21 protein-coding genes are annotated in these 20,052 nt (G+C 63.8%); 9 read left to right on the top strand and 12 right to left on the bottom strand.

The window, feature by feature from the left end; translation table 11 throughout:
- Position 1: 1 nt before the first annotated feature.
- Genes ASU23_RS14375 through ASU23_RS14390 form a run of 4 tightly spaced genes read right to left on the bottom strand, consistent with a single transcriptional unit; the run spans position 2 to position 5,236 of the window.
- Positions 2-760 carry an ABC transporter ATP-binding protein gene (locus ASU23_RS14375; RefSeq protein ID WP_054187821.1) on the bottom strand — a complete coding sequence of 253 codons (759 nt, stop codon included), beginning with the start codon at positions 758-760 and terminating at the stop codon, positions 2-4.
- Positions 757-1,500 carry an ABC transporter ATP-binding protein gene (locus tag ASU23_RS14380; protein WP_007728482.1) on the bottom strand — a complete coding sequence of 248 codons (744 nt, stop codon included), beginning with the start codon at positions 1,498-1,500 and terminating at the stop codon, positions 757-759. Before ASU23_RS14380 ends, ASU23_RS14375 begins: the two co-directional genes overlap by 4 nt.
- Complete coding sequence (locus tag ASU23_RS14385) at positions 1,493-3,751, bottom strand: ABC transporter permease (protein ID WP_058038144.1); 2,259 nt, start codon at positions 3,749-3,751, stop codon at positions 1,493-1,495. Before ASU23_RS14385 ends, ASU23_RS14380 begins: the two co-directional genes overlap by 8 nt.
- A gap of 60 nt (positions 3,752-3,811) precedes the next feature.
- Positions 3,812-5,236, bottom strand: coding sequence for an ABC transporter substrate-binding protein (locus tag ASU23_RS14390; protein ID WP_003942040.1), 1,425 nt, complete (start codon positions 5,234-5,236; stop codon positions 3,812-3,814).
- 284 nt (positions 5,237-5,520) lie between these two features.
- Between ASU23_RS14390 and ASU23_RS14395 the strand changes: the two genes are divergently transcribed.
- Genes ASU23_RS14395 through menE form a run of 5 tightly spaced genes read left to right on the top strand, consistent with a single transcriptional unit; the run spans position 5,521 to position 8,832 of the window.
- The gene (locus ASU23_RS14395; RefSeq protein ID WP_007728486.1) at positions 5,521-6,720 is read left to right on the top strand and encodes an inorganic phosphate transporter; all 1,200 of its coding nucleotides are present in this window, start codon (positions 5,521-5,523) and stop codon (positions 6,718-6,720) included.
- Between the two features lie 15 nt (positions 6,721-6,735).
- Positions 6,736-6,999, top strand: a complete 264-nt coding sequence (locus ASU23_RS14400; protein ID WP_003942079.1) for a hypothetical protein — start codon at positions 6,736-6,738, stop codon at positions 6,997-6,999.
- A 54-nt stretch (positions 7,000-7,053) separates the two neighbouring features.
- Positions 7,054-7,389: a DUF3349 domain-containing protein gene (locus ASU23_RS14405; protein ID WP_003941853.1), complete on the top strand. Its 336-nt coding sequence runs from the start codon at positions 7,054-7,056 to the stop codon at positions 7,387-7,389.
- A gap of 4 nt (positions 7,390-7,393) precedes the next feature.
- A complete protein-coding gene (locus tag ASU23_RS14410) occupies positions 7,394-7,696 on the top strand; it encodes a DUF3349 domain-containing protein (protein ID WP_003941976.1) in 303 nt (100 codons plus the stop codon).
- On the top strand, positions 7,693-8,832 hold the full coding sequence (gene menE / locus ASU23_RS14415; RefSeq protein ID WP_058038181.1) for an o-succinylbenzoate--CoA ligase: 1,140 nt from the start codon (positions 7,693-7,695) through the stop codon (positions 8,830-8,832). Before ASU23_RS14410 ends, menE begins: the two co-directional genes overlap by 4 nt.
- Positions 8,833-8,886: 54 nt before the next feature.
- Here the strand turns inward: menE and ASU23_RS14420 are convergent, their stop codons facing one another.
- Positions 8,887-9,780, bottom strand: coding sequence for a type IV toxin-antitoxin system AbiEi family antitoxin domain-containing protein (locus ASU23_RS14420; RefSeq protein WP_050768582.1), 894 nt, complete (start codon positions 9,778-9,780; stop codon positions 8,887-8,889).
- Positions 9,781-9,934: 154 nt separating this feature from the next.
- Here ASU23_RS14420 and ASU23_RS14425 point away from each other — a divergent pair, with 154 nt between their 5' ends.
- Both ASU23_RS14425 and ASU23_RS14430 read left to right on the top strand, forming a co-directional pair.
- On the top strand, positions 9,935-10,942 hold the full coding sequence (locus ASU23_RS14425) for a daunorubicin resistance protein DrrA family ABC transporter ATP-binding protein (protein WP_003941960.1): 1,008 nt from the start codon (positions 9,935-9,937) through the stop codon (positions 10,940-10,942).
- Positions 10,939-11,766 carry an ABC transporter permease gene (locus ASU23_RS14430; RefSeq protein ID WP_003941848.1) on the top strand — a complete coding sequence of 276 codons (828 nt, stop codon included), beginning with the start codon at positions 10,939-10,941 and terminating at the stop codon, positions 11,764-11,766. Before ASU23_RS14425 ends, ASU23_RS14430 begins: the two co-directional genes overlap by 4 nt.
- A 21-nt stretch (positions 11,767-11,787) precedes the next feature.
- Here the strand turns inward: ASU23_RS14430 and ASU23_RS14435 are convergent, their stop codons facing one another.
- Positions 11,788-15,036: a BTAD domain-containing putative transcriptional regulator gene (locus ASU23_RS14435; protein WP_051649750.1), complete on the bottom strand. Its 3,249-nt coding sequence runs from the start codon at positions 15,034-15,036 to the stop codon at positions 11,788-11,790.
- Positions 15,037-15,085: 49 nt separating this feature from the next.
- On the opposite strand from ASU23_RS14435, the gene ASU23_RS14440 reads away from it, so the two are divergent.
- Positions 15,086-15,955, top strand: a complete 870-nt coding sequence (locus tag ASU23_RS14440; RefSeq protein WP_007728497.1) for a 1,4-dihydroxy-2-naphthoate polyprenyltransferase — start codon at positions 15,086-15,088, stop codon at positions 15,953-15,955.
- A 12-nt stretch (positions 15,956-15,967) separates the two neighbouring features.
- Here ASU23_RS14440 and ASU23_RS14445 read toward each other — a convergent pair whose 3' ends face one another.
- The 4 genes from ASU23_RS14445 to ASU23_RS14460 are packed head-to-tail and all read right to left on the bottom strand — an operon-like array spanning position 15,968 to position 18,012.
- Entirely contained in the window at positions 15,968-16,348 is a 381-nt protein-coding gene (locus tag ASU23_RS14445; protein WP_003941998.1) for a phage holin family protein, read from the bottom strand.
- A 48-nt stretch (positions 16,349-16,396) separates the two neighbouring features.
- Positions 16,397-16,963 carry a Clp protease N-terminal domain-containing protein gene (locus ASU23_RS14450; RefSeq protein ID WP_042925657.1) on the bottom strand — a complete coding sequence of 189 codons (567 nt, stop codon included), beginning with the start codon at positions 16,961-16,963 and terminating at the stop codon, positions 16,397-16,399.
- Between the two features lie 5 nt (positions 16,964-16,968).
- Positions 16,969-17,220, bottom strand: a complete 252-nt coding sequence (locus tag ASU23_RS14455; RefSeq protein ID WP_003941869.1) for an HTH domain-containing protein — start codon at positions 17,218-17,220, stop codon at positions 16,969-16,971.
- A gap of 54 nt (positions 17,221-17,274) precedes the next feature.
- The gene (locus ASU23_RS14460) at positions 17,275-18,012 is read right to left on the bottom strand and encodes a 1-acyl-sn-glycerol-3-phosphate acyltransferase (protein WP_007728504.1); all 738 of its coding nucleotides are present in this window, start codon (positions 18,010-18,012) and stop codon (positions 17,275-17,277) included.
- A 122-nt stretch (positions 18,013-18,134) separates the two neighbouring features.
- Between ASU23_RS14460 and ASU23_RS14465 the strand changes: the two genes are divergently transcribed.
- Entirely contained in the window at positions 18,135-18,758 is a 624-nt protein-coding gene (locus tag ASU23_RS14465) for a GNAT family N-acetyltransferase (RefSeq protein ID WP_007728507.1), read from the top strand.
- Here the strand turns inward: ASU23_RS14465 and ASU23_RS14470 are convergent.
- Positions 18,656-19,759, bottom strand: coding sequence for a PLP-dependent cysteine synthase family protein (locus ASU23_RS14470; RefSeq protein ID WP_003941980.1), 1,104 nt, complete (start codon positions 19,757-19,759; stop codon positions 18,656-18,658). The genes ASU23_RS14465 and ASU23_RS14470 overlap by 103 nt on opposite strands.
- Positions 19,756-20,040: a DUF4229 domain-containing protein gene (locus ASU23_RS14475; RefSeq protein ID WP_007728513.1), complete on the bottom strand. Its 285-nt coding sequence runs from the start codon at positions 20,038-20,040 to the stop codon at positions 19,756-19,758. The genes ASU23_RS14470 and ASU23_RS14475 overlap by 4 nt, the downstream gene beginning before the upstream one ends.
- Positions 20,041-20,052 lie beyond the last annotated feature (12 nt).

Consider the following 20,052-nt stretch of genomic DNA (forward strand, 5'->3'; position numbering starts at 1 on the left):
GTCATCCTCCTAGATAACTGGTAGAAAGTTCGTTTTCGATGTCGTGTGGATCGCCGGTCTTGACGACGCGTCCCTGCAACATCAGTGCGGCCGAGGTCGCGATGGGCAGCACCGCTCGTGCGAACTGCTCGGCGACGAGAATGGAAATGCCTTCGGCTGCAAGCGAGCCGACGACGTCGTACATCTGCGAGACGATTCGAGGTGCGAGACCCATCGACAGCTCGTCGAGCAGGAGCACCGTCGGGTGAGTGCCGAGTGCCCGTGACAGCGCCAGCATCTGCTGCTCACCACCGGACATCGATCCGGCCAACTGTCCGCGCCGCTCCCCCAGGATCGGGAACCTGCCGTACGCAACCTCTTCGAGTTCGGCCAGCCCGACGCCCGTTCCGGTGGCGATCCACAGGTTTTCCCGCACAGTGAGGTTGGCGAAGATCCCGCGTCCTTCGGGGATGGAGCAGACCCCCAGCCGAGCCAACTCCGAAGGCTCGACTCCGTTCACGACCTGGCCCGCGAGCCGGAACTCGCCGCGGGTGACCGGAAGGACGCCCGAGCAGATCTTGAGCGTCGACGTCTTGCCGCCGCCGTTGGGTCCGAGTAGCGCCACCACGGCGCCCGGTTCGAGTACCAGATCCACCCCGTGCAGAACTTCGATGGATCCGTAACCGGCGCGGACACCGGACAGTTCGAGCAACGGTTCGGCGCGGTCGGGGCTGCGTATACCCTCGTCGATTTTCGCCTCGCCAATTTTCGCTGACGTCATACCGCCTCCTCCTCGGTCCCGATGTAGGCCGCGATCACTTCCGGATCCGTCCGGATCTTCTCCGGATCACCCGAGGCGAGGACTGCGCCGTAGTCGAGCACGTGGATGGTCGAGCACACTTTCATCACCAGCGGAATGTCGTGCTCCACCAGACAGATTCCGAGTCCACCCGCAGCAAGTTCGGTGAGCATCTCGGCAAAGACCTCGGTTTCCTGCTCCGTCTGACCCGAGGCCGGTTCGTCGAGCAGCAGCACTCGCGGATCGGTCATGAGCGCCCGTGCAACTTCGACGACGCGGGCGCGTCCGGTGGGGATGTCCGCGACGTCCTTGTCCGCGACATCCGTCAGCCCGGTCAGCTCCAGCAGACGATCCGTCTCGCTGTCCACGTCGATCTTGTTGCGGCCGTTCGCCTTGTGGATGTCTCCGGCGACGCGCAGGTTGTCACGCACCGACAGCGAGACGAACAGTTCGAGCCGCTGGAAGGTACGTGCAAGCCCGCGACCTGCCCGCTTGTGCGGCGGTAGCTTCGTCACGTCGACGCCGCCGAGGAACACCTGACCGGACGTGGGTTTCTGCAGCCCGGTGATGGTGTTGAAGAGCGTCGTCTTGCCCGCACCATTCGGTCCGATGAGTCCCGTCACCGTTCCGGGTTGCACGGTGAGCGAAACGTCCTTGACCGCGACGTGTCCACCGAAACGAACGCTCACACCGCGCGTTTCGAGAAGTGGTGTATCAGACATGGACGGTCAACTCCTTCGGCGAGCCACCCTGGTCCTGAGGAATCCCCAGTTCGCGGTCGATCTCGTCACGGATCTCGGGGCTGTAAGGGACATCGATCCCGATGTCCTCGGGAACGACTGTCGCTTTGGCGGCCAGTTCCTCCGGAGTGAGAACCGCGCTGGGCATGACCATCTCACCGATCACCGGCAGCATGAACACCACCGCGATCGTGATGGACGCGAACCACCAGTTGCCGAGTACACCGGTCAGAGCAAGGACGTAGGTCAGCAGAACGACTGCGGCGCCGCCGATCAGAACAGGCTTGGCACCGGCGAGCCGTCGGTAGCCCTCGATCACGCTGTGGACCGTTCCGCTGGGGTTCGCGCCGACGCCGATGCCGATCAGTGCCGGGCTGACTGCCGCGATGTTGCCGAAGAGCAGCCACATTCCCTCCAACTCCGGTTGCGCCGAAGCCAGATTGGTGAACGAGACCATGATGACCGCAAACCCGATTCCGGCCATCAGTCCACCGAACAGGGCGCCGGTGACGTATCCGATACCCGCGACGACGGTCAGCATGAGCAGCGAGAGGCTGACCATGATGGCAAAGCTCTCGCCCGAGACGGACCCCATGGCGCTCGACATCAGAATGCCGCCGAGACCGGCGATCCCCGAAGAGATCATGAAGACGCTCAGCTTGAGCCGAACCAGGCTCTGTCCGAGCATGGCCGAACCGGCCGGGCTGTCCTTCATCGCCGCGAGTCGGCGCCCGTAGCCGCTGTTACGCAACGCGATGACGCCGACGCCGAGTATCGAGAACAGCGCGGTCACGGTCATCAGGAACACCGTCTCGTTGCTCAGATCGAGCGGACCGATCTTCAGCGGCGGGAGGGCGATGTTCCCGTCCTTGAACAGCGAGTACTTCATGCCGAACATCTCGTGTTCGGTGGTGTCACGAAGAACCATGTTGGAGAGGAACACTCCGAAGGCCATGGTTGCCAGCGCGAGATACAGCCCTCTCAGCCGCAGCGCCGGTAGGGCGACGAGGCCACCGATCACGGCGGTGACGAGGACTCCGACGACGATGCCCCACAGGTTGAGGTGCGCAGCCAACCCGGAACCGGAGATCCCGAAGTGGAAGGCCACGATGGTAGCGATAGCGCCGAAAGACACCGGCGCCAAGTTCAATTCACCCGCGTAACCGGTGAGGAGTGTGAGCGAGAGCGCGATGATCGCGAAAGTCATTCCGATGGTCAGTGTGGTGACGGCGGACGTCACCATCAGCAGACGGATCAGGTAGACGATGACGATCAGTGCCAAGCCCCAGACGACGGCCTTGCGCACGCTCGGCACGTGGTAACGCTCGCGAGTACGGGTGACCGCTCCACGCAACCGGTCCTGTGGGAGCACGATCAGCACCACGAACAGCGCGATCATCGGCAGGGAGACACGGAAATTCGACGTCCAACTCCAACTCGTCGGGAAGTACGCCAATACGTACGTACCGGCAAGCCCGAGGACCACGGCGCCGACGAACGTGCGCGGAATGCTGCGCAACCGGCCGAACATGGCCGCGGCAAACGCGTCGATCACCAAGAGTGTCAACATGTTCGCCTCGAGTGTGCCGCCACTGATCGGGGTGATCAGGATGCCGGCCAGGACTGCGAGCGTCGAACCCATCGCCCAGGACAGGGCCGCAAGACGCTCCGGATTGTGGCCGTTGAGGCGCAACAGTTCCGGATCGTCGACGACGCCGCGCATCGCGACACCGGCGCGGGTGCGCGTGAACAGGATGCGCAGGCCCACGGCGATGGCGATCGCAACGAGGATGCAGATCAACTCGTGGTAGCGGATGCTCGCGCCGAACACCGTGATCTTGGACTGGTCGCCGAAGAACATCTGCATCGTCCGAGCGGTCTCGGGGTGCCAGAACCAGTGCGAGATCGAGAGCATTCCGAGCAGGATCGAGACCGTCACAACGATTTTGGTGACCTCGGCGGTATCGCGCAGACCCTTCATGATCAGGACGTAGAGGCCGAGGCCCATCAGTGGCCCGACCAGGACGAGTGAAATCAGCAAGGCGACGACGGTGGGAAGTTCCCAGCCGTAGCGCAACTGCCAGTAGATGAACGCACCGAGCATTGCCTGTGCACCGTGCGCGAAGTTGAAGATGCCTGACGTGTTGTACGTGAGTACCAGCCCGGAGGCGGCGATCGCGTACACGGACCCCAGGACCAGGCCCAGGATCGTGAAAGTGACAAAAGTGTTCATGGCTGAACCCTCGTTAGGGACTCGGGCGGCGGTTGGCGCTCGCCGCCCGAGTCGGAAGAATCAGGACTGCGGCTTGATGACGTTGGCGTTCTGGTACTTCGTCGACACGCGGTCAGCGCCGAGTTCGGTTCCCCAGGTGCTCTTGTCGGTCGCGACGAGGTACTTGGGGTCGCACTTGAATTCGCCCGCGGTGGACGGGAACGCCTGCGCGTAGGTACTGCCCTTCAGAGAGGTCATGAGTCCGCAGGTGGCCGGCATGTTCTTGCCGGGATCGGTGACGGCGTGCAATCCGCCGCCGTCCCACTCGTGAATGTTCGAGAGTTCGTTCACCATGCACTGACGCGTCAGATCGCTACCGCACTCGTCCGCGGCGGCCGCCCACAGCAGGAACGACGACGCCGCCTGCATACCGAGGAGCGCGGTCTTGCCACCTTGCTCGGAGACAAGATCGACGTACTTCTTCACTGCGGGGACCTTGTCCGCGTTCTCGAGCATCTGGAAGGTCATGCCCGCGTTGAGGTTGTCGAGCAGTCCGGTGTCCTTGTTCCAATCGGAGACGGTCGCGCCGTACCAGGTGGCTTCACCGAAGAAGATGGGATCGATCCCGACCTGATCGAGCGCCTTCACGAAGTTCAGCTCCGACGGGCTCGCCGATCGTGACGTCCAGATCCCCTTCGCGCCGCACTCCTTGTACTTCTCGGCGAACGGCACATAGCTCGATTCCCCCTCGTAGTTGAGGGTGACGCCGCAATCCTTGAGCTTGAAACCCGCAGCCTCGGCGATCGAGCGAATCTTCGTGGTGGAGCTGATGATCGTGGGCATCGTGCTGTTGACGACGTCGAAGTCGTTTACCAGATCGGGGTGCATCTCGGCCATCTGGAACCACTGCGAACCGTTCGCGTAGTCGACCGGGAACGGGACACCCTGGAATGTCATCGGTCCGTTGGCTGCGTCGGGTGACACGGTGAAGCCTGGCACGGACACCAGGTTGCACGCGACACGCGTCTGCTCGGCGGTCTGATCCATCGCGAAGCCGTAGCCGACCATCATGAACTGGCTCGCGCACGCTTCCTGCATGACCGAGTTGGCCTGCGTCATCGCGGCGTCGTAGTCGGTACCGACAACCTTGCGGCCGTTGATGCCACCCTGATCGTTGCACCAAGAGATGAGCGCGTTCACCGCATCGCTCATTTCCTTGTTCAGCCCAGGAGACTTCACATAACCGCGGTCGTCACCGAACCCGATCTTGATCTCGGTGTCGCTGACGCCTTGATCGGTTGCGCCGGTGGCGTCGCCTTCACCACAGGGCGAATCGAGGGTGCCGAACTTCGCGTCGGATGTGCTCGACGCAAGGTCTGCGCTGACGCCGGGTCCGCCGACAGCGACGGCGTAGGGATCGTCACCACGATTCGATGCGCAGGCTGACGCCAGAACGGCGGTCGCGGCGAGTGCCACGATCAGCTTCGTGGACTTGTTGGGCTTCACGGTCGGAGCTCTCCTTCTCACTGACAGACACCGAGAAACAGGGGTGAAACCCCTGTTCCGGTGCGCTCGGTGCCCGTAGGTAATCAGCGTTTAAAACGGTCCGAATGTGCCTTCCCGGTGAGTGAGACCAAAAAGTGAGGTCCCACACAGGGTTCCGATTTCGTGGCGCTGAACACATCGCGAACGGCAGCGCCGCAGCCCACGCGCGGGGACGTACTCCGCGGAGCCCCTGTTCGCATCCCGTTCGCTGTACTTTTACGCGTTCGATACGCACAATTCACGTTGTGACCGCAGAGCTCGTAATCCTCCTGGTGGTAGTTGTCACCGCCCTCGCGTTCGATTTCACGAATGGTTTTCACGACACCGGTAACGCAATGGCCACCTCCATCGCGACCGGAGCACTCAAGCCCAAAGTTGCGGTCACCCTTTCCGCGATCCTGAACCTGGTCGGTGCGTTCCTGTCCGTCGAGGTCGCTGCGACCGTGGCCAAAGGCGTCGTCAACCTCGGTGCGGTCAGTGGGCAGGATCTGCTGCTGATCGTCTTCGCCGGTCTCGTCGGCGGAATCATCTGGAATCTGGCGACCTGGCTGCTCGGATTGCCGTCGAGCTCCTCACACGCACTGTTCGGCGGATTGATCGGCGCCGCAATCGCCTCCATCGGTATGGGCGGCGTCGAGTGGGGTGGAGTTCTGACCAAGGTCGTCGTCCCCGCGATCCTCGCGCCGGTCGTCGCGGCCCTGGTCGCAGGCGTCGGTACCAAGCTCGTGTACCGAATCACCGCATCCGTCAAGGAAGACGAGCGTGAGCGCGGTTTCCGTTTCGGCCAGATCGGCACCGCCTCGCTGATCTCACTTGCGCACGGCACCAATGACGCCCAGAAGACTATGGGCGTCATCTTTTTGGCCCTGGTCGCTCACGGCACCATCACCGCCGAGACCGAGATGCCGTTCTGGGTGAAGTTCACCTGTGCCGTCGCGATCGCTCTCGGCACCTACCTGGGCGGTTGGCGCATCATCCGCACCCTGGGCAAGGGCCTTGTCGAGATCGCCGCGCCGCAGGGTCTGGCAGCCGAAGCGTCGTCCGCCGCCATCATTCTCACGTCGAGCCACCTCGGACTCCCCCTCTCGACCACCCACGTCGCCACCGGATCGATCCTCGGTACCGGCATCGGGCGCAAGGGCGCCGAGGTCCGCTGGGGCGTCGCAGGCCGGATGGCCGCCGCCTGGTTGATCACCTTGCCGTCGGCCGCAGTGGTCGGCGCCATCTGCTGGGCACTCGCGCATCTGATCGGCGGCCTGGCCGGCGTGCTCGTCGTCTTCGCTGCCCTCATCGCGTTCGCGATCTTCATGTACCTGCGTTCGCGTAAGGAACCCGTAGACGCCGCCAACGTGACCGCCGAATGGGACGAGAATCCGGATGCGACGGCTCGCGAGATTCCGACTGCTGATCCCACTCCGTCCACCGAACCCACTCGCAACTCCTGAAAGGGGCGCAAGAGAATGCATCTACTCACCGATACCCTCGATTCGCTCTGGCAGGTAGTGGCAGTCGGACTGCTCTTCGGAGCCGGACTGCCGGCGATCTTCGCCTTCGGCCTCAAGTCGCTGAGTCTGCCGAACGCCGACGGCACCGAAGGACCGTCCACCCTGGGTAAAATGGGTGCGTACCTCTGTTTTGCGGTCGTGCTCGTCACGATCTTCGCCGGAATTCTGTTGTTGATGAAGAACTTCTTGGCCAGCACGTTCGGAATCCACGTCTTCTGAGTGGTCGTCGCGGCGCACCACTGAAACCACCGAAACGAAAATGAGGCCGAGGATTTGAGCAAGTATTCATTGCGCAGCGTGCTCGACTGGCTGCGTGCCGGGTATCCCGAGGGCATCCCGGACAAGGATCATTTTGCGCTGCTCGCCGTTCTCCGTCGTCGTCTGACCGACGAGGAGATCGAGCAGGTCGTTTCGATGTCCATCGAGTCGGCACACGAAGTGCCGGACCGCCACGTCGACTACGACACCATCCGCGCCATCATCGAGGGAATCCTCAACGAGGAGCCGTCCGAGGACGACGTCGATCGTGTCACCGAAAGGCTGCGCGCAGGTGGGTGGCCGGTCATCGAAGACGTGGACACCGACAACGAAGTTCGAGACGTGAGCTGACGTCATGGCCCTTCCGCCCTTCCTCACGTCGATAGTCGGCTGGTTGCGGGCCGGCTATCCCAATGGCGTCCCCGAGCAGGACTACATCCCACTTTTCGCGCTCCTCACTCGCAGACTCTCCGAAACCGAGGTCGACGCCGTCGCCGACGCGTTGATCGAGGACGGCGATCTGCCCATCGAGAAGACCGACATCCAGGTCCTCATCACGAAGATCACCAACGAGATGCCACTCGAAACCGACGTCGACCGCGTACGAAGCCATCTGGCTGCCGGTGGTTGGCCGCTGGCCGGGCCGGACGTCCGGTGAACGTTCTTCGCACACTGGCCGTTCCACAGGGTGAGGCGGTCTTCGAGGTACTGCCTGCCATCGCGCAGATCCTGGACGGCGTGCACGACGCCGTGCTTCCCGTCCCGGCGGCCGACGCACGCGAGACGGCCCGACTGAGCGACGCTCTGCACCCCGATCAGCCAATCGACGACGGCATCTCGCTGGTGGTCGCCACGTCGGGGACCACCGGAACCCCGAAGGGCGCGATGCTCGCCGCGAGCGCACTGCGAGCCAGCGGCGACGCGACCAATGAACGCCTCGGCGGCACCGGATCCTGGTTGCTGGTTCTCCCCCCGCACCACATCGCCGGGATGCAAGTTCTGTTGCGCAGTGTCCTCGCCGGAACACAACCGGTGATCGTCGACGTCAGTGCGGGTTTCGACCCTGCCGCATTGCCGGGCGCTGTCGCCGCGATGAGCGGACCGCGCCGCTACACCTCGTTGGTGCCGACGCAGTTGGTCAAGGCACTCGGTGATCGCGCCGCGGTCGAGGCTCTGGCTTCGCTCGACGCGGTTCTGCTCGGCGGCGCTGCTACTCCCGCACCGGTACTCGCGCAGGCCACCGAAGCGGGCATCACCGTCGTCCGCACCTACGGGATGAGCGAAACGTCCGGCGGTTGCGTCTACGACGGAATCCCGTTGTCCGGAGCACAGATTCGTATCGACGACGGGCGAGTACTGCTGGGCGGACCGATGCTCGCGTCCGGGTACCGCGGGCTTCCCGACCACCCCGCTTTCGCCGAGCCCGGGTGGTTCCGGACCGACGACGCCGGAGCTGTGGTCGACGGGGTCCTTCGCATCAGCGGCCGGTTGGACGAGGCAATCTCCACCGGCGGGCTGACCGTCGTACCGCAGGTGGTCGAGGCCGCGCTGGCCGATCACCCCGCCGTTCGCGAGTGCGCGGTGATCGGCATCGAGGACCCGCGGCTGGGGCAGCGGGTGGTGGCCGTCGTCGTACCCGAGGGCGAAGCTCCGACGCTCGACGAACTACGCGCACATGCTCAGCGGACACTCGACGTCACCGCAGCGCCGCGGGAACTCTTCGTCCTGGACGCGCTCCCCCTGCGCGGACCGGGCAAGCTCGACCGCGCCGCCCTGGTGGCTCGGTTCAGCTAGCAGCCGCAGCCCGATTGTTCAGCCGCAGGCCTGATCAGCGCCGCGGCTGCACAATCAGCGCGCGGCTCCGCGGAGGCAAGCCCGCTCGAACCTTTCGCGGACACGTTCGAAGTCGCGAAGATCCGCCCATACCCACCGGAACACCTCGAACCCCGCGTCCCGGATCGCGTCCTCCCGCAGTTTCTCGCGCTCTACCGCCCTCCCTGGATTGTCGCCGCGATACTTGACCATCCCGTCGAACTCGCCCACCACACCGTGCTCTTTCCAGAAGAAATCGACTCTCCCGATGAACCGGCCACCGTGACGGATCTCGTGCTGCAGGGTCGGCATCGGCCAACCGTCGTCGCGCATGCGTACCCGGCTGATGGACTCCCCCGGACTCTCGGCACCTGGTTCGATGAACGTCGCCGCCACTCGAGCGCGACTCATTCCCAGCCGTCCGCGCGCATGATCGAGCGAAGCGTCGACGTTCTCACGCCTCATCCCACGTCGCAGGGCGCAATCACCGATCACCACGGCGGTCTCGAACGGCGTCGTCCGTGCGAGGTCGACGAACGTTCGCGCAAGCGACGTGGTTGCGACGCCGTCGATCAGCACGACCTCCTCGGCCGGGACCACTGCCGGATGAAGATGCAAGGTTTGACTCTTCCGCCCACCCGAGCACCGGTTACGCGTCATGTGCACGGTGTCCAATCGCAATCCGCCGCAATCCAATCCGTGCATGACCGCTGCCGAAGCGTGGCTCACGATTGCGCCTGGTCCACAGCTTTCGGTGGCTACCATGACAGCGCAGCGGTGGCGTGCTCTCGCATCGAGTTCGCGGAAGTGATCGGCGCGCATGTAGATCCCCGCTGCGATTCGGTGCAGCTCGCCGCGCCTGACCGCTCGCTGCAACTGCGCGTCGCTGGTGCCGTCCCGGTGAGCCTGTGCCCGCGTAAGAATCTCCATGCAGCGAGCGTGATGCCGCCGCGCCCGCACACCGACAAGCAAGATCCGTCTGGGGATTGTTTGCCGGTTGTGGAGCACCGACCTCGCGCACTGTGCAAGTAACCGCAAGTTCCACGCAAGGTCCATGCAAGATCGGTCTGCCAAGCTTCATCCCATGAACCACACAGCTTCGCCTCTTGCCATCGAGGCCGACGGACTCGTCAAGAAGTTCGGCGAGCACCGCGCGGTCGACGGCGTCAGCCTCACCGTCCCCACCGGCTCGGTGTTCGGCGTCCTCGGGCCGAACGGCGCCGGCAAGACCACCACCGTCCGCATGCTCGCCACTCTCCTTCGCCCCGACGGCGGTGAGGCGCGCATCTTCGGCCACGACGTCAGCCGTGAACCCACCGCGGTCCGATCCCTGATCGGCGTCACCGGTCAGTACGCCTCCGTCGACGAGGATCTGACGGCGACCGAGAACCTCGTGATCTTCTCGCGGCTGCTCGGCCTGAGCCGCCGCGATGCGCGCACCAAGTCCCTCGAACTCCTCGAGGAGTTCGATCTGGTCGAGGCCGCGACCAAACCGCTGAAGAACTTCTCCGGTGGCATGCGTCGACGCCTGGATCTGGCGGCAAGCCTGATCGCGCGCCCGCCGCTGCTGTTTCTCGACGAGCCCACCACCGGCCTCGATCCGCGCACCCGCGCCCAGATGTGGGTGACCATCCGGCGACTCGTCGCCGAGGGTTCGACGGTGTTGCTCACCACGCAGTACCTCGACGAAGCCGATCAACTGGCCGATCGCATCGCGGTGATCGACCGCGGCCGCGTGATCGCCAACGGCACCGCCGACGAACTCAAGGCTTCGGTCGGGATCTCCTCGCTCCAACTCAAGCTGGTCGATCGTGATCGCACCGAGGAGGCTCGCTCGCTCATCGCCGCTGCGCTGAGCGTCGAGGTGGGTGTCACTCCCGAGGTCGGGCGGATCACCGCCCCGCTGAGCGACCCGTCGATCACGGCGGACCTGTTGATCCGTCTGCGTGAGCAAGGTATCGCCGTCGACGAAATCAACGTACAGAAACCCAGCCTGGACGAAGTGTTCCTGACCATCACCGGGCACCAGCCCGAAGACGGTGGTCGCAACGACGCCCAGTCCGACAACGACTCCGATCGGAGCGTCGCATGACAACCACTCTCACCAAACCCCGGTCGCCGATAGCCCAGCCGGATGCCGCACCCCGCCGCATCAGCCTGCAGCAGAGCTTCGCGAACACGTTCACGATGGCGTACCGCGGAATTCTCAAGATCAAGCACAACCCCGAGCAACTGTTCGACGTCGTCATCCAGCCGATCATCTTCACGTTGATGTTCACCTACATCTTCGGCGGCGCGATCGCCGGTGACGTGACGGCATATCTGCCGACGATCATCCCCGGCATCCTCGTCCAGACCGTCATCACCGGTTCCATCGTCACGGGCACTCAGCTTCGTGAGGACATGGACAAGGGCGTGTTCGACCGCTTCAAGTCCCTTCCCATCGCTCGTATCGCCCCGCTGTCCGGTGCATTGCTCGCCGACGTCGTGCGCTACGGCATCGCCACGACCATCACGTTCATCGTCGGTTTCGCGATGGGTTACCGCCCCGCAGGCGGCGTGGTCGGCATTCTGTCTGCCGCGATCCTGGTCATGGTGTGCGCGTTCTCCATCAGCTGGATCTTCGCTCTCATGGGCGTGCTGATGAACAAAGCGTCCACGGTGCAGGGTGTTTCGATGCTCGTGCTGTTCCCGCTGACGTTCCTGTCGAATGCGTTCGTCGATCCTGCCACCATGCCGAGTTGGCTTCAGAAGTTCGTGAACGTCAATCCGGTCTCACACCTGGTGACCGCGGTTCGCGAGCTGGCCAACGACGGCCACTTCGGTATCCACGTCGTGTGGTCGCTGGTGGGCGCCGCGGTGATCGTTGCCGTCATGGCACCTTTGACCGTGCGGATGTACATGCGCAAGACATAAGTCCCGCACCATCGTCCAGACCTAGTCCAGCACCGGTCCGCGAAGCGCAGCCAACACTGCTTCGCGGACCGCTCTGCGTGAGTAACCCGATACCTTCTCGGTTTCCACAGACCACCTGTCGGCTCCGACCAGACCAACCGCGAAGTCGGAGAGGCGCGCGTGATGGAGCGAGACGAAGTCTTGTCTCCCCGGCATTTTCAACGACAAAGCCATCAGTTCGACTCCGCGTTCGATGTTGCCCGTGACAAGATCGAACGACCCGATCGCCGACGCCAACGAACCCGCGAGCGGCAGGTCCGCGTAACCGTTGGGATCGAGCTTGAGAGCACTCGACTCCTTCATCTGCAGAACGCGGCCCGCCACCAGTTCGTGCCGGCCGTGAACTGCGTGAGCGCACACAGCCGCGGCACCGAGCAGAACGACGAAGGGATCACCGAAGATGTTCTCGATCGCAGAACCCAACAGCTCCAGCGCTTCTCGATACCGAGCCAAGCCCTCGTCGATACGGCCGTCCGCGAGATCCGCCTCGGCGATACTCGCTGTGAGCGCCGCGCGCCGTTGATCGGTTTCGATGGCCCCGGTCCCACCCGAATGCGCCAATGCCGGACGTGCACGATCGAGAAGCACCCGACCACCAGCGGTGTCACCGGCCGCGATCATTGCTCCGGCTTGAAAGCAGATGAGCTGCATCGCCTCGTCACGCGCACCGAGGCGTTCCATCGACGCCGCCGCGATCGCGTAGAACTCGATGGCCTCGCCATAGCGGGCGGATTGGCTGTGAACCGACCCGACATGTTGGGCCGCCATCGCCAGACCCCACTCGTCACCGATGCTGGTGGCGTAGTCGAACAGAGTCTCCCCGTCCAGCAACGCACCGCGCAGATCTCCGATGTTCTCCCGCATGTTCGAACGCGCGGACAGCGCCGCCATTCGGGTCTCGGGATCGGAACTGCGAACGCCTTCGGCCACCAACCGCGCAAGTTTGTGGTTGGCGATCCCACTCGTGGTCAGCTTGATCAGAAATGCGAACAACGGACCGAGATCATCGCGCTCACGCAACAGCTTTCGAAGTCGGATCCGCGCACGGGCATGGTTTCGATCGGCCTCTCCGAAGAAGAGATGCATCGCCACCAGGATGAACGTAGCGCCCACCAGTTCTGCATTCACGTCGCGCAGATCGTTGTCCGCGGTCGCCCCGACGATCTTCGACGCCCAGTTCGAAATTTCCGAGTTCGATCCTCGTACGGCCCACAGAATCGCAAGGACGGGGAAGACGTTGGCTACGGTCACCGCGTCGCCGCGTTCCACGGCCCAGCGAAGTACAGCCAGAAGGTTGTCGTGCTCGGCGTCGAGGTCGGCAATCAGACGGAGCTGATCCGTCCGTGCACGCACGACGGCATCCTCGGCGATCGCAATCGCCCAGTCGTCGAGGCGCCGAATCACTTCCGGTCCCTCCCCGGACGCGGCGAGTTGCTCCTCGCCGTATTCACGGACAGTCTCGAGCATGTAGTACCGAAGATCTCCCTGCCCGTCGCTGACGGAAAGAAGTGACTGATTCACCAGCGCTTCGACGGCACTTGCCACATCGGTCAACTCGCCCCACCCGGCAACGGCCTGCGCCGAAGAAAGGGTGAAGCCGGCCGGGAATCGGCACAATCGACGCAACGCAATCTGATCCCCGCTGCCCAACAGATTCCAGCTCCAGTCGATCACCGCGTGCAGGGTGCGATGCCGATCCGGAGACGTCGGATCATCGGAGCGCAACAACGCGAACCTGTCTCGCAGTCTCGAACCGATTTCGTCGACGCTCATGGTGCGGACCCGCGCGGCAGCGAGCTCGATCGCCAGCGGGAGTCCGTCGAGCGTCGTACACAGCTTGACGACCGCGTCGACGTCCAGATGAACAGACGGCCGCACCGCACGGGCTCTCGCCGAGAAGAGTTCGACTGCCGAGCCGGTTCCGTCTTCGATCGCCAACGGCGGCAACGGGTACACCGCCTCGGCACTGATCATGAGCGGAGAACGACTGGTGGTCAGTACCGTCAGCTGACGACCGGCCGCGATCATCTCGGCCACGATCTCCGAACACGCGCCGATCACGTGCTCACAATTGTCGAGGATGAGCAACATCGGACCGGCGGACAGCGCCTCTTTGAGTCGCTCTCTCGCCGAATGCGTTCGGCCGACGGTCAATTTGCCTGGCGCCAGATCGGATTCGCTGATTCCGAGGGTGCCTCCGATGGCCGCGATGACATCTTCGCTGCTGCGCAACGACGCCAACTCCACGAGGACCACCGAGACGCCCGGCTGGTTCACGGATCCGCGCAAGCCCAATTCGTGTGCGAGACGGGTCTTTCCGGCGCCACCAGGTCCGAGAATGGTGACGACGCGCGAGCGGGCGAGCAAGGATTCGATCTGGTCGATGTCGTTGTCGCGACCGAGCAAGGTGTTGGGGGCAGCGCGGAGACCGATCGCACGCGCGGCCCGCGGTGTAGCCGCAGGTGCCCCGAGAAGTTCAGCATTGAGGGTCACCAGTGCGGGTGACGGATCAGCGCCCAGGCGATTGGCGAGGTGGTTGCGGAACTCCGCGAACACTTCGAGTGCCTCGTTGACTCGGCCTGCTCCGGCGAGCGCACGCATCAACGCCTCGGCCGCTGTGTCGTCGAATGGGCTCGCCAGATGGCGTCCGCGCACCAGGGGAATGGCTGCCGCGTACTCCCCCAATGTGAGCAACGCGTCGATCTGCGCCGTCTCCAGTTCGTCGTACACCCGGCCTGCGTCGAGCGCCAGACGATCTGCAACGTCGCCGACGACGTCACTCCCGGGGGTACCGCGCCACAGGCGCAATGACGCGGTCGTGACGGCGAGCGCTTCGGACGCGTCGGCGCCGACGGTGCGCAGACCACGGGCGGCGTCCGCAGCCCTGGCCAGGTCGACACGCTCCCGAGCGAGAGTGAGCCGGTATCCGGCCGCCGTGACTTCGAGGGCCCCGTCCGGGAGTGCAGATCGCAGGCGCGAGACCTGAGTGTGGAGGGCGTTCATCGGTGAGCGCGGCGGCTCCAGCCCCCAGACGTCGTCGATCAGGCTCTGCGCGGTACGTGGCTCACCCGGATTGCGAGCCAGCGCAACCAGCAGAGTTCGAGCTCGCGGACCCGGCAACGGAACCAGACGATCGCCCACTTTGGTCGAAACGGGTCCGAGCAAGGCAATGTCTGCCAGGTCTTCGCCCGACTGCGCGTACCTGGCGCGCTCACTCACGTCTCGAGTCATGTGCTGATCCACCGCGTTCGATCGTATTGCACAGTGCAAAGATCGTTGTATGGCAACAGCTGCTCAATGGATCGAAGGCGCGAGGCCGCGCACACTCCCGAACGCGATTGCGCCCGTGCTGGTCGGCACCGGAGCCGCGGCGTCCCTGGACCTCGCAGTGTGGTGGAAGGCGCTCCTGGCACTGATCGTCTCCTTGGCCTTGATCGTCGGGGTGAATTTCGCGAACGACTACTCCGACGGAATCCGCGGAACGGACGACGACCGCGTCGGGCCACTGCGCTTGGTCGGATCGAAGTTGGTCAGTCCCGGAGCTGTGAAGGCCGCGGCGATCAGCTGCTTCACCGTTGCCGCGGTAGCCGGGTTCGTTCTGGCGGCGACCACAGCCTGGTGGCTGGTTGCGGTCGGCGTGTTCTGCATCATCGGTGCCTGGTTCTACACCGGCGGCAAGAAGCCTTACGGATACAGCGGGTTCGGCGAGATCGCCGTGTTCATCTTCTTCGGACTGATTGCAGTGCTGGGAACTCAGTTCGTACAGGCCGAGCGGGTGGATCTGGCCGGGCTGGCCGGCGCGATCGCCATCGGCTCGTTCTCGAGCGCGGTGCTCGTTGCCAACAATCTTCGAGACATCCCGACCGACACCGAGTCCGGAAAGATCACTCTCGCAGTCCGGCTCGGCGACGCCAGGACACGCACGCTGCACGTGATCCTGCTGGCCGTCCCGTTCGTCGCGACCCTGCTGCTGATCCTGCGTACTCCGTGGGCATTGCTCGGATTGCTGGCGTTGCCACTGGCAATCCGAGCCAACGCCCCACTGCGTTCGGGCGGGCAGGGTATGGCCCTGATCCCCGCGTTGCGCGACACCGGACTCGCCATGCTCGTCTGGGGTGCCGCGACCGCAGTTGCGCTCAGTCTCGCCTGAAAGTCGACGGACTCAACGGTTGTCCGGGACGAACGCGCTGAGCAGGAAGTTCACGATCGAGATGATCAGCGCGCCCCAGACTGCCGTCCAGAAGCCGTCGACCGTCAAGCCGTAGGACGTTCCGGACGAGATCCACGCCGTCAGCATCAGCATGAGGGCGTTGATCACGAGCGTGAACAATCCGAGAGTCAGGATGAGCAGCGGTAGCGAGAGAAGCTGCACTACCGGCTTGATGAACGCGTTGACCACCGTGAAGATCAAAGCGATCACCGCGATCACGAGAACCGTGCCCCAGGTGCCGTTGTCGTGGTTGGCGATCGTGATGCCGGTGACCCACGCCGACGCCAGCCAGATGGCTATGCCGTTGATGATGAGACGTGCCAGAAATGTCATGTCTGAATGCTGGCACATCCCTCCCGTGCATGCGGAACCGTGCCGAATCTAGGCCGCGCGATTCATCTTCGCTTCCAACCGCTCACGGATCGCCGACATCGTGACCTGCGTTTCGAGGGCCTGACGGGTAGGCCCGTCGGCGACACGCAGGATGCCGAGCAGGATGTGTTCGGCGCCGATGCGATTGTCCTTGTGCGCGAGCGCTTCACGGAGCGAGAGTTCCAACACCTTCTTGGAGTCCTTCTCGAATCGTGAACGAGGGAACCCGAATCGGCTCTTGCGAGAAGTATCGACGCCGTCCGGCACAGGAGTCTCGTCCAGCACACCTTCGCCGAAGGACTGCTCGAGACTCTCCCGAACCGCATCGAGATCGATGCCGATCGACTTGAGTATCTCGGCGTCGTCGTCGAAATTGTTCGAGCTACCTTCGTTCGAGCCGGCGCCGGCGTGGCGGATCACGTCGAGCGTGACACCAGACTCGGTGAGCACCTCGGTGGCGATGCCCCGATCAGAGGTGAGCAGCGCGGTCAACAGTTCCATCGGAGTGACAGGACCGGAGCCGGCGACAGCATCGACAACGACGCCTCGAGCCTGTGCGGAGAACCTTTCGAACATGGCAATTACCTGCCCTTCTCGCGCAGTGAACGCAGCATCGATTCCGACTGCGCGGACGCGTATTTCTTGTGGACGGCTTGACGGCTGACCTCGAGAGCTTCCGCGATCGCCTGCCAGGACCATCCGTGACGGCGCGCATTGGCGACCTGAATGGCCTCGAGTTTTTCGAGTAGACGACGCAGCGCTCGAACAGCACGCAATCCCTCGGTGGGATCCGGGCTACCGGCGGCAGCAGCGAGAGAGGTTGCTTCGGTCATGTTGTCAATTTAGGTTGACAACCGGAATTTGTCAACCAAAATTGACAGGCGCGCCTAGTACCCGGCGACGGCCCCGTCCACTGCCACCTGCAAGTCGGCCTGCACAGTTCGGGCGATATCCATCGGCTTGTCCGGAAGTTCGGTCACCGGCATTCCGACAAAGACACTCGCGGCCTTGACGTCGCCGGCCACCGGACCGTAATTGATGCCGATCGACACCAGCGCCGGTGAGCATCCCAACTTCTCGGCGCGCGCGACGATGTGGCCGATTCCGCTGTTGACGTGCTGCAGCCGCGTCGGATCTTCGGTGTTGCACGTCCCTTCCGGGAAAATCGCCAGACAGTCCCCGTTGCCCAGCCGCTCGGCCGCGACGTCCATCATCACTCGGCCGGCATCCGAAACTGCACGGAGGCCGTAGTTCTTGCTGCGAAAAACCGGGATGCTGCCCATCATGTCGACCTTCTTGCGCTGTGAAGGATCAACGAAGAGTTCGTCTTTGGCGAGGACCCGGGTCCGTCCGATCACTCGACGCAACGGAGTACGCCACGCGGTCGCGGCGAGCGTGAACTGGTCGCTCTCGGTCAGATGATTGACTGCCACGACCAACTGCGTCTTACGTTCCAGGAGAGTCTTCAGCGCAGCTTCCGCACCCGGCGCGTACCTCACTCGCGGGCGGTACTTCAGCGCCAATGCGGCATAGGCGAGCTTCGCCACGAATCGGTTCTGCTGATGACTGCGGTAGTACTCGTACACAGCCTCGTAATTGTCGAGTGAAACTTCAGGATTGCCCATGATCCGCCCTCGCTGGAGAAGTGCCCCTTGACCAAACGATACACAACCTACGGTTGCGTAGGTTTGCGTTACAGAAGGCGTAGCGCTGGGAGAAACGCACTTCTCGAGGTAAAACGGTTTCTGTGATCCGCTCGGCCATATCCACCGACCTACCCGCACTGCAACAGATCGAGGTCGCCGCGGGCGAACCGTTCCGAGACATCGGGATGGACGCCATCGCAGACGATCCACCGCCGACGCTCGACGAGTTGAACGATTTTCTCGCGGCCGAGCACATCTGGGTTCAGACCGACGCGAACGACGTGCCCGTTGCGTACGCACTCGTCGAGATCGTGGACGGCGGCGCGCATATCGAACAGGTCTCCGTTCACCCCGATCATGCCCGCAAAGGCCTCGGAGCCCAGCTGATCGACGCCGTCACCGAATGGGCGGCGGACCATCACCACGATCTCGTGACTCTGACGACGTTTGTCGACGTTCCGTGGAACGCGCCGTACTACGAGCGCCTCGGGTTCGTGCGCCTGGCCGAGAACACGCTCTCCCCCGGCCTGATACGCATCAGAACGGACGAGCAGTCGTCCGGGTTGGACGCCTGGCCGCGCGTGACGATGAGCCGCCCGTCACACGGTCCGGCGCCGGCGATTCAGGAACTGGCCGTCCACGCACCCGAACGGACGAACTCGTCCAGCACTGTCGTCGGGCCGAGCAGGTCGATCCCTTCCGAAGCCACCCATTCGTCGTTGTAATAGGTGCCCGAGTAACGCTCTCCGCCGTCGCACAGGAGGGTGACGACGCTGCCGCTGCGCCCGGCCGCCATCATTTCGGCAATCAACGCAAAAGCTCCCCACAGGTTCGTCCCCGTCGAGCCGCCCACTTTGCGCCCCAGGGCTGCGCTGGCGTGCCGGGCGGCCGCGATCGAGCCTGCGTCCGGCACCTTGATCATTCGGTCGACCACCTGACCGACAAACGACGGTTCGACGCGCGGACGGCCGATGCCCTCGATCCGGGAACCTCGCGTACCGACGATCGACGGATCGCTCGCTCGCCACGCGTCGAAAAACACGGAGTGCTCCGGGTCCACCACGCACAGCCCCGTGTCGAATTTCCGGTAACGAAGAAAGCGGCCGATCGTGGCACCGGTTCCGCCCGTCCCGGCTCCGACGACCACCCAGTCGGGAATCGGATGTTCCTCGTGTTCGAGCTGAGTGAAGATCGATTCGGCGATGTTGTTGTTTCCGCGCCAATCCGTCGCGCGCTCGGCGTGGGTGAACTGGTCCATGTAGTGACCGTTCAACTCACTCGCGAGCCGATGCGATTCCGAGTAGATCGACGACGGATCGCTCACGAAATGACAACGTCCCCCCTGCGCCTCGATCAACGCGATCTTGGCGGGACTCGTGCTCGCGGGCATCACCGCAACAAAATCCAGGCCCAGCAACTTCGCGAAATACGCCTCGCTGACAGCCGTCGATCCGGACGACGCTTCGATGACAGTGGTCTCTTCGGTAACCCAGCCGTTGCAGATCGCGTAGAGGAAAAGCGACCGTGCGAGTCGATGCTTGAGACTCCCCGTGATGTGGGTCGACTCGTCCTTCAGATAAAGCTGGACGGTCCAGTTACTCGGCAGCGGATAGCGCAGCAGGTGTGTGTCCGCGCTGCGTTGCGCGTCGGCTTCGATCAACCGCACCGCGTTGTCGACCCACTGGCGTGAGGTCCGACGGTCGACGTCGAGCGACCCCGTGGTCACCGCCCGTCTCCGCGCAGCTTGGAGCGAAGATCGTCACGATCGGACCGACGCTGGGCGTCGACCGCCGCAATGCCCGCATTGACACGCTTGCGCAGTTTCGCGAAGAGCAGCAACGACAGCGGCAGCGCGATCAGAACTGCGAACAGCGCCGCGACGATCAAGGGAACGTCCGTGCCGGCGAGCTTTCCGCCACCGATGATGACGGCACCGATCACGACGACAAGCAGCAGCCGAGCGACCGAGTACAGCACCACGTCGCGGGCTAGTTGACCCTTGGTCACCGGCCCGGAAGC

The organism is Rhodococcus sp. KB6 (assembly GCF_001445685.1).
Classification (GTDB): Bacteria; Actinomycetota; Actinomycetes; order Mycobacteriales; family Mycobacteriaceae; genus Rhodococcus_F; species Rhodococcus_F qingshengii.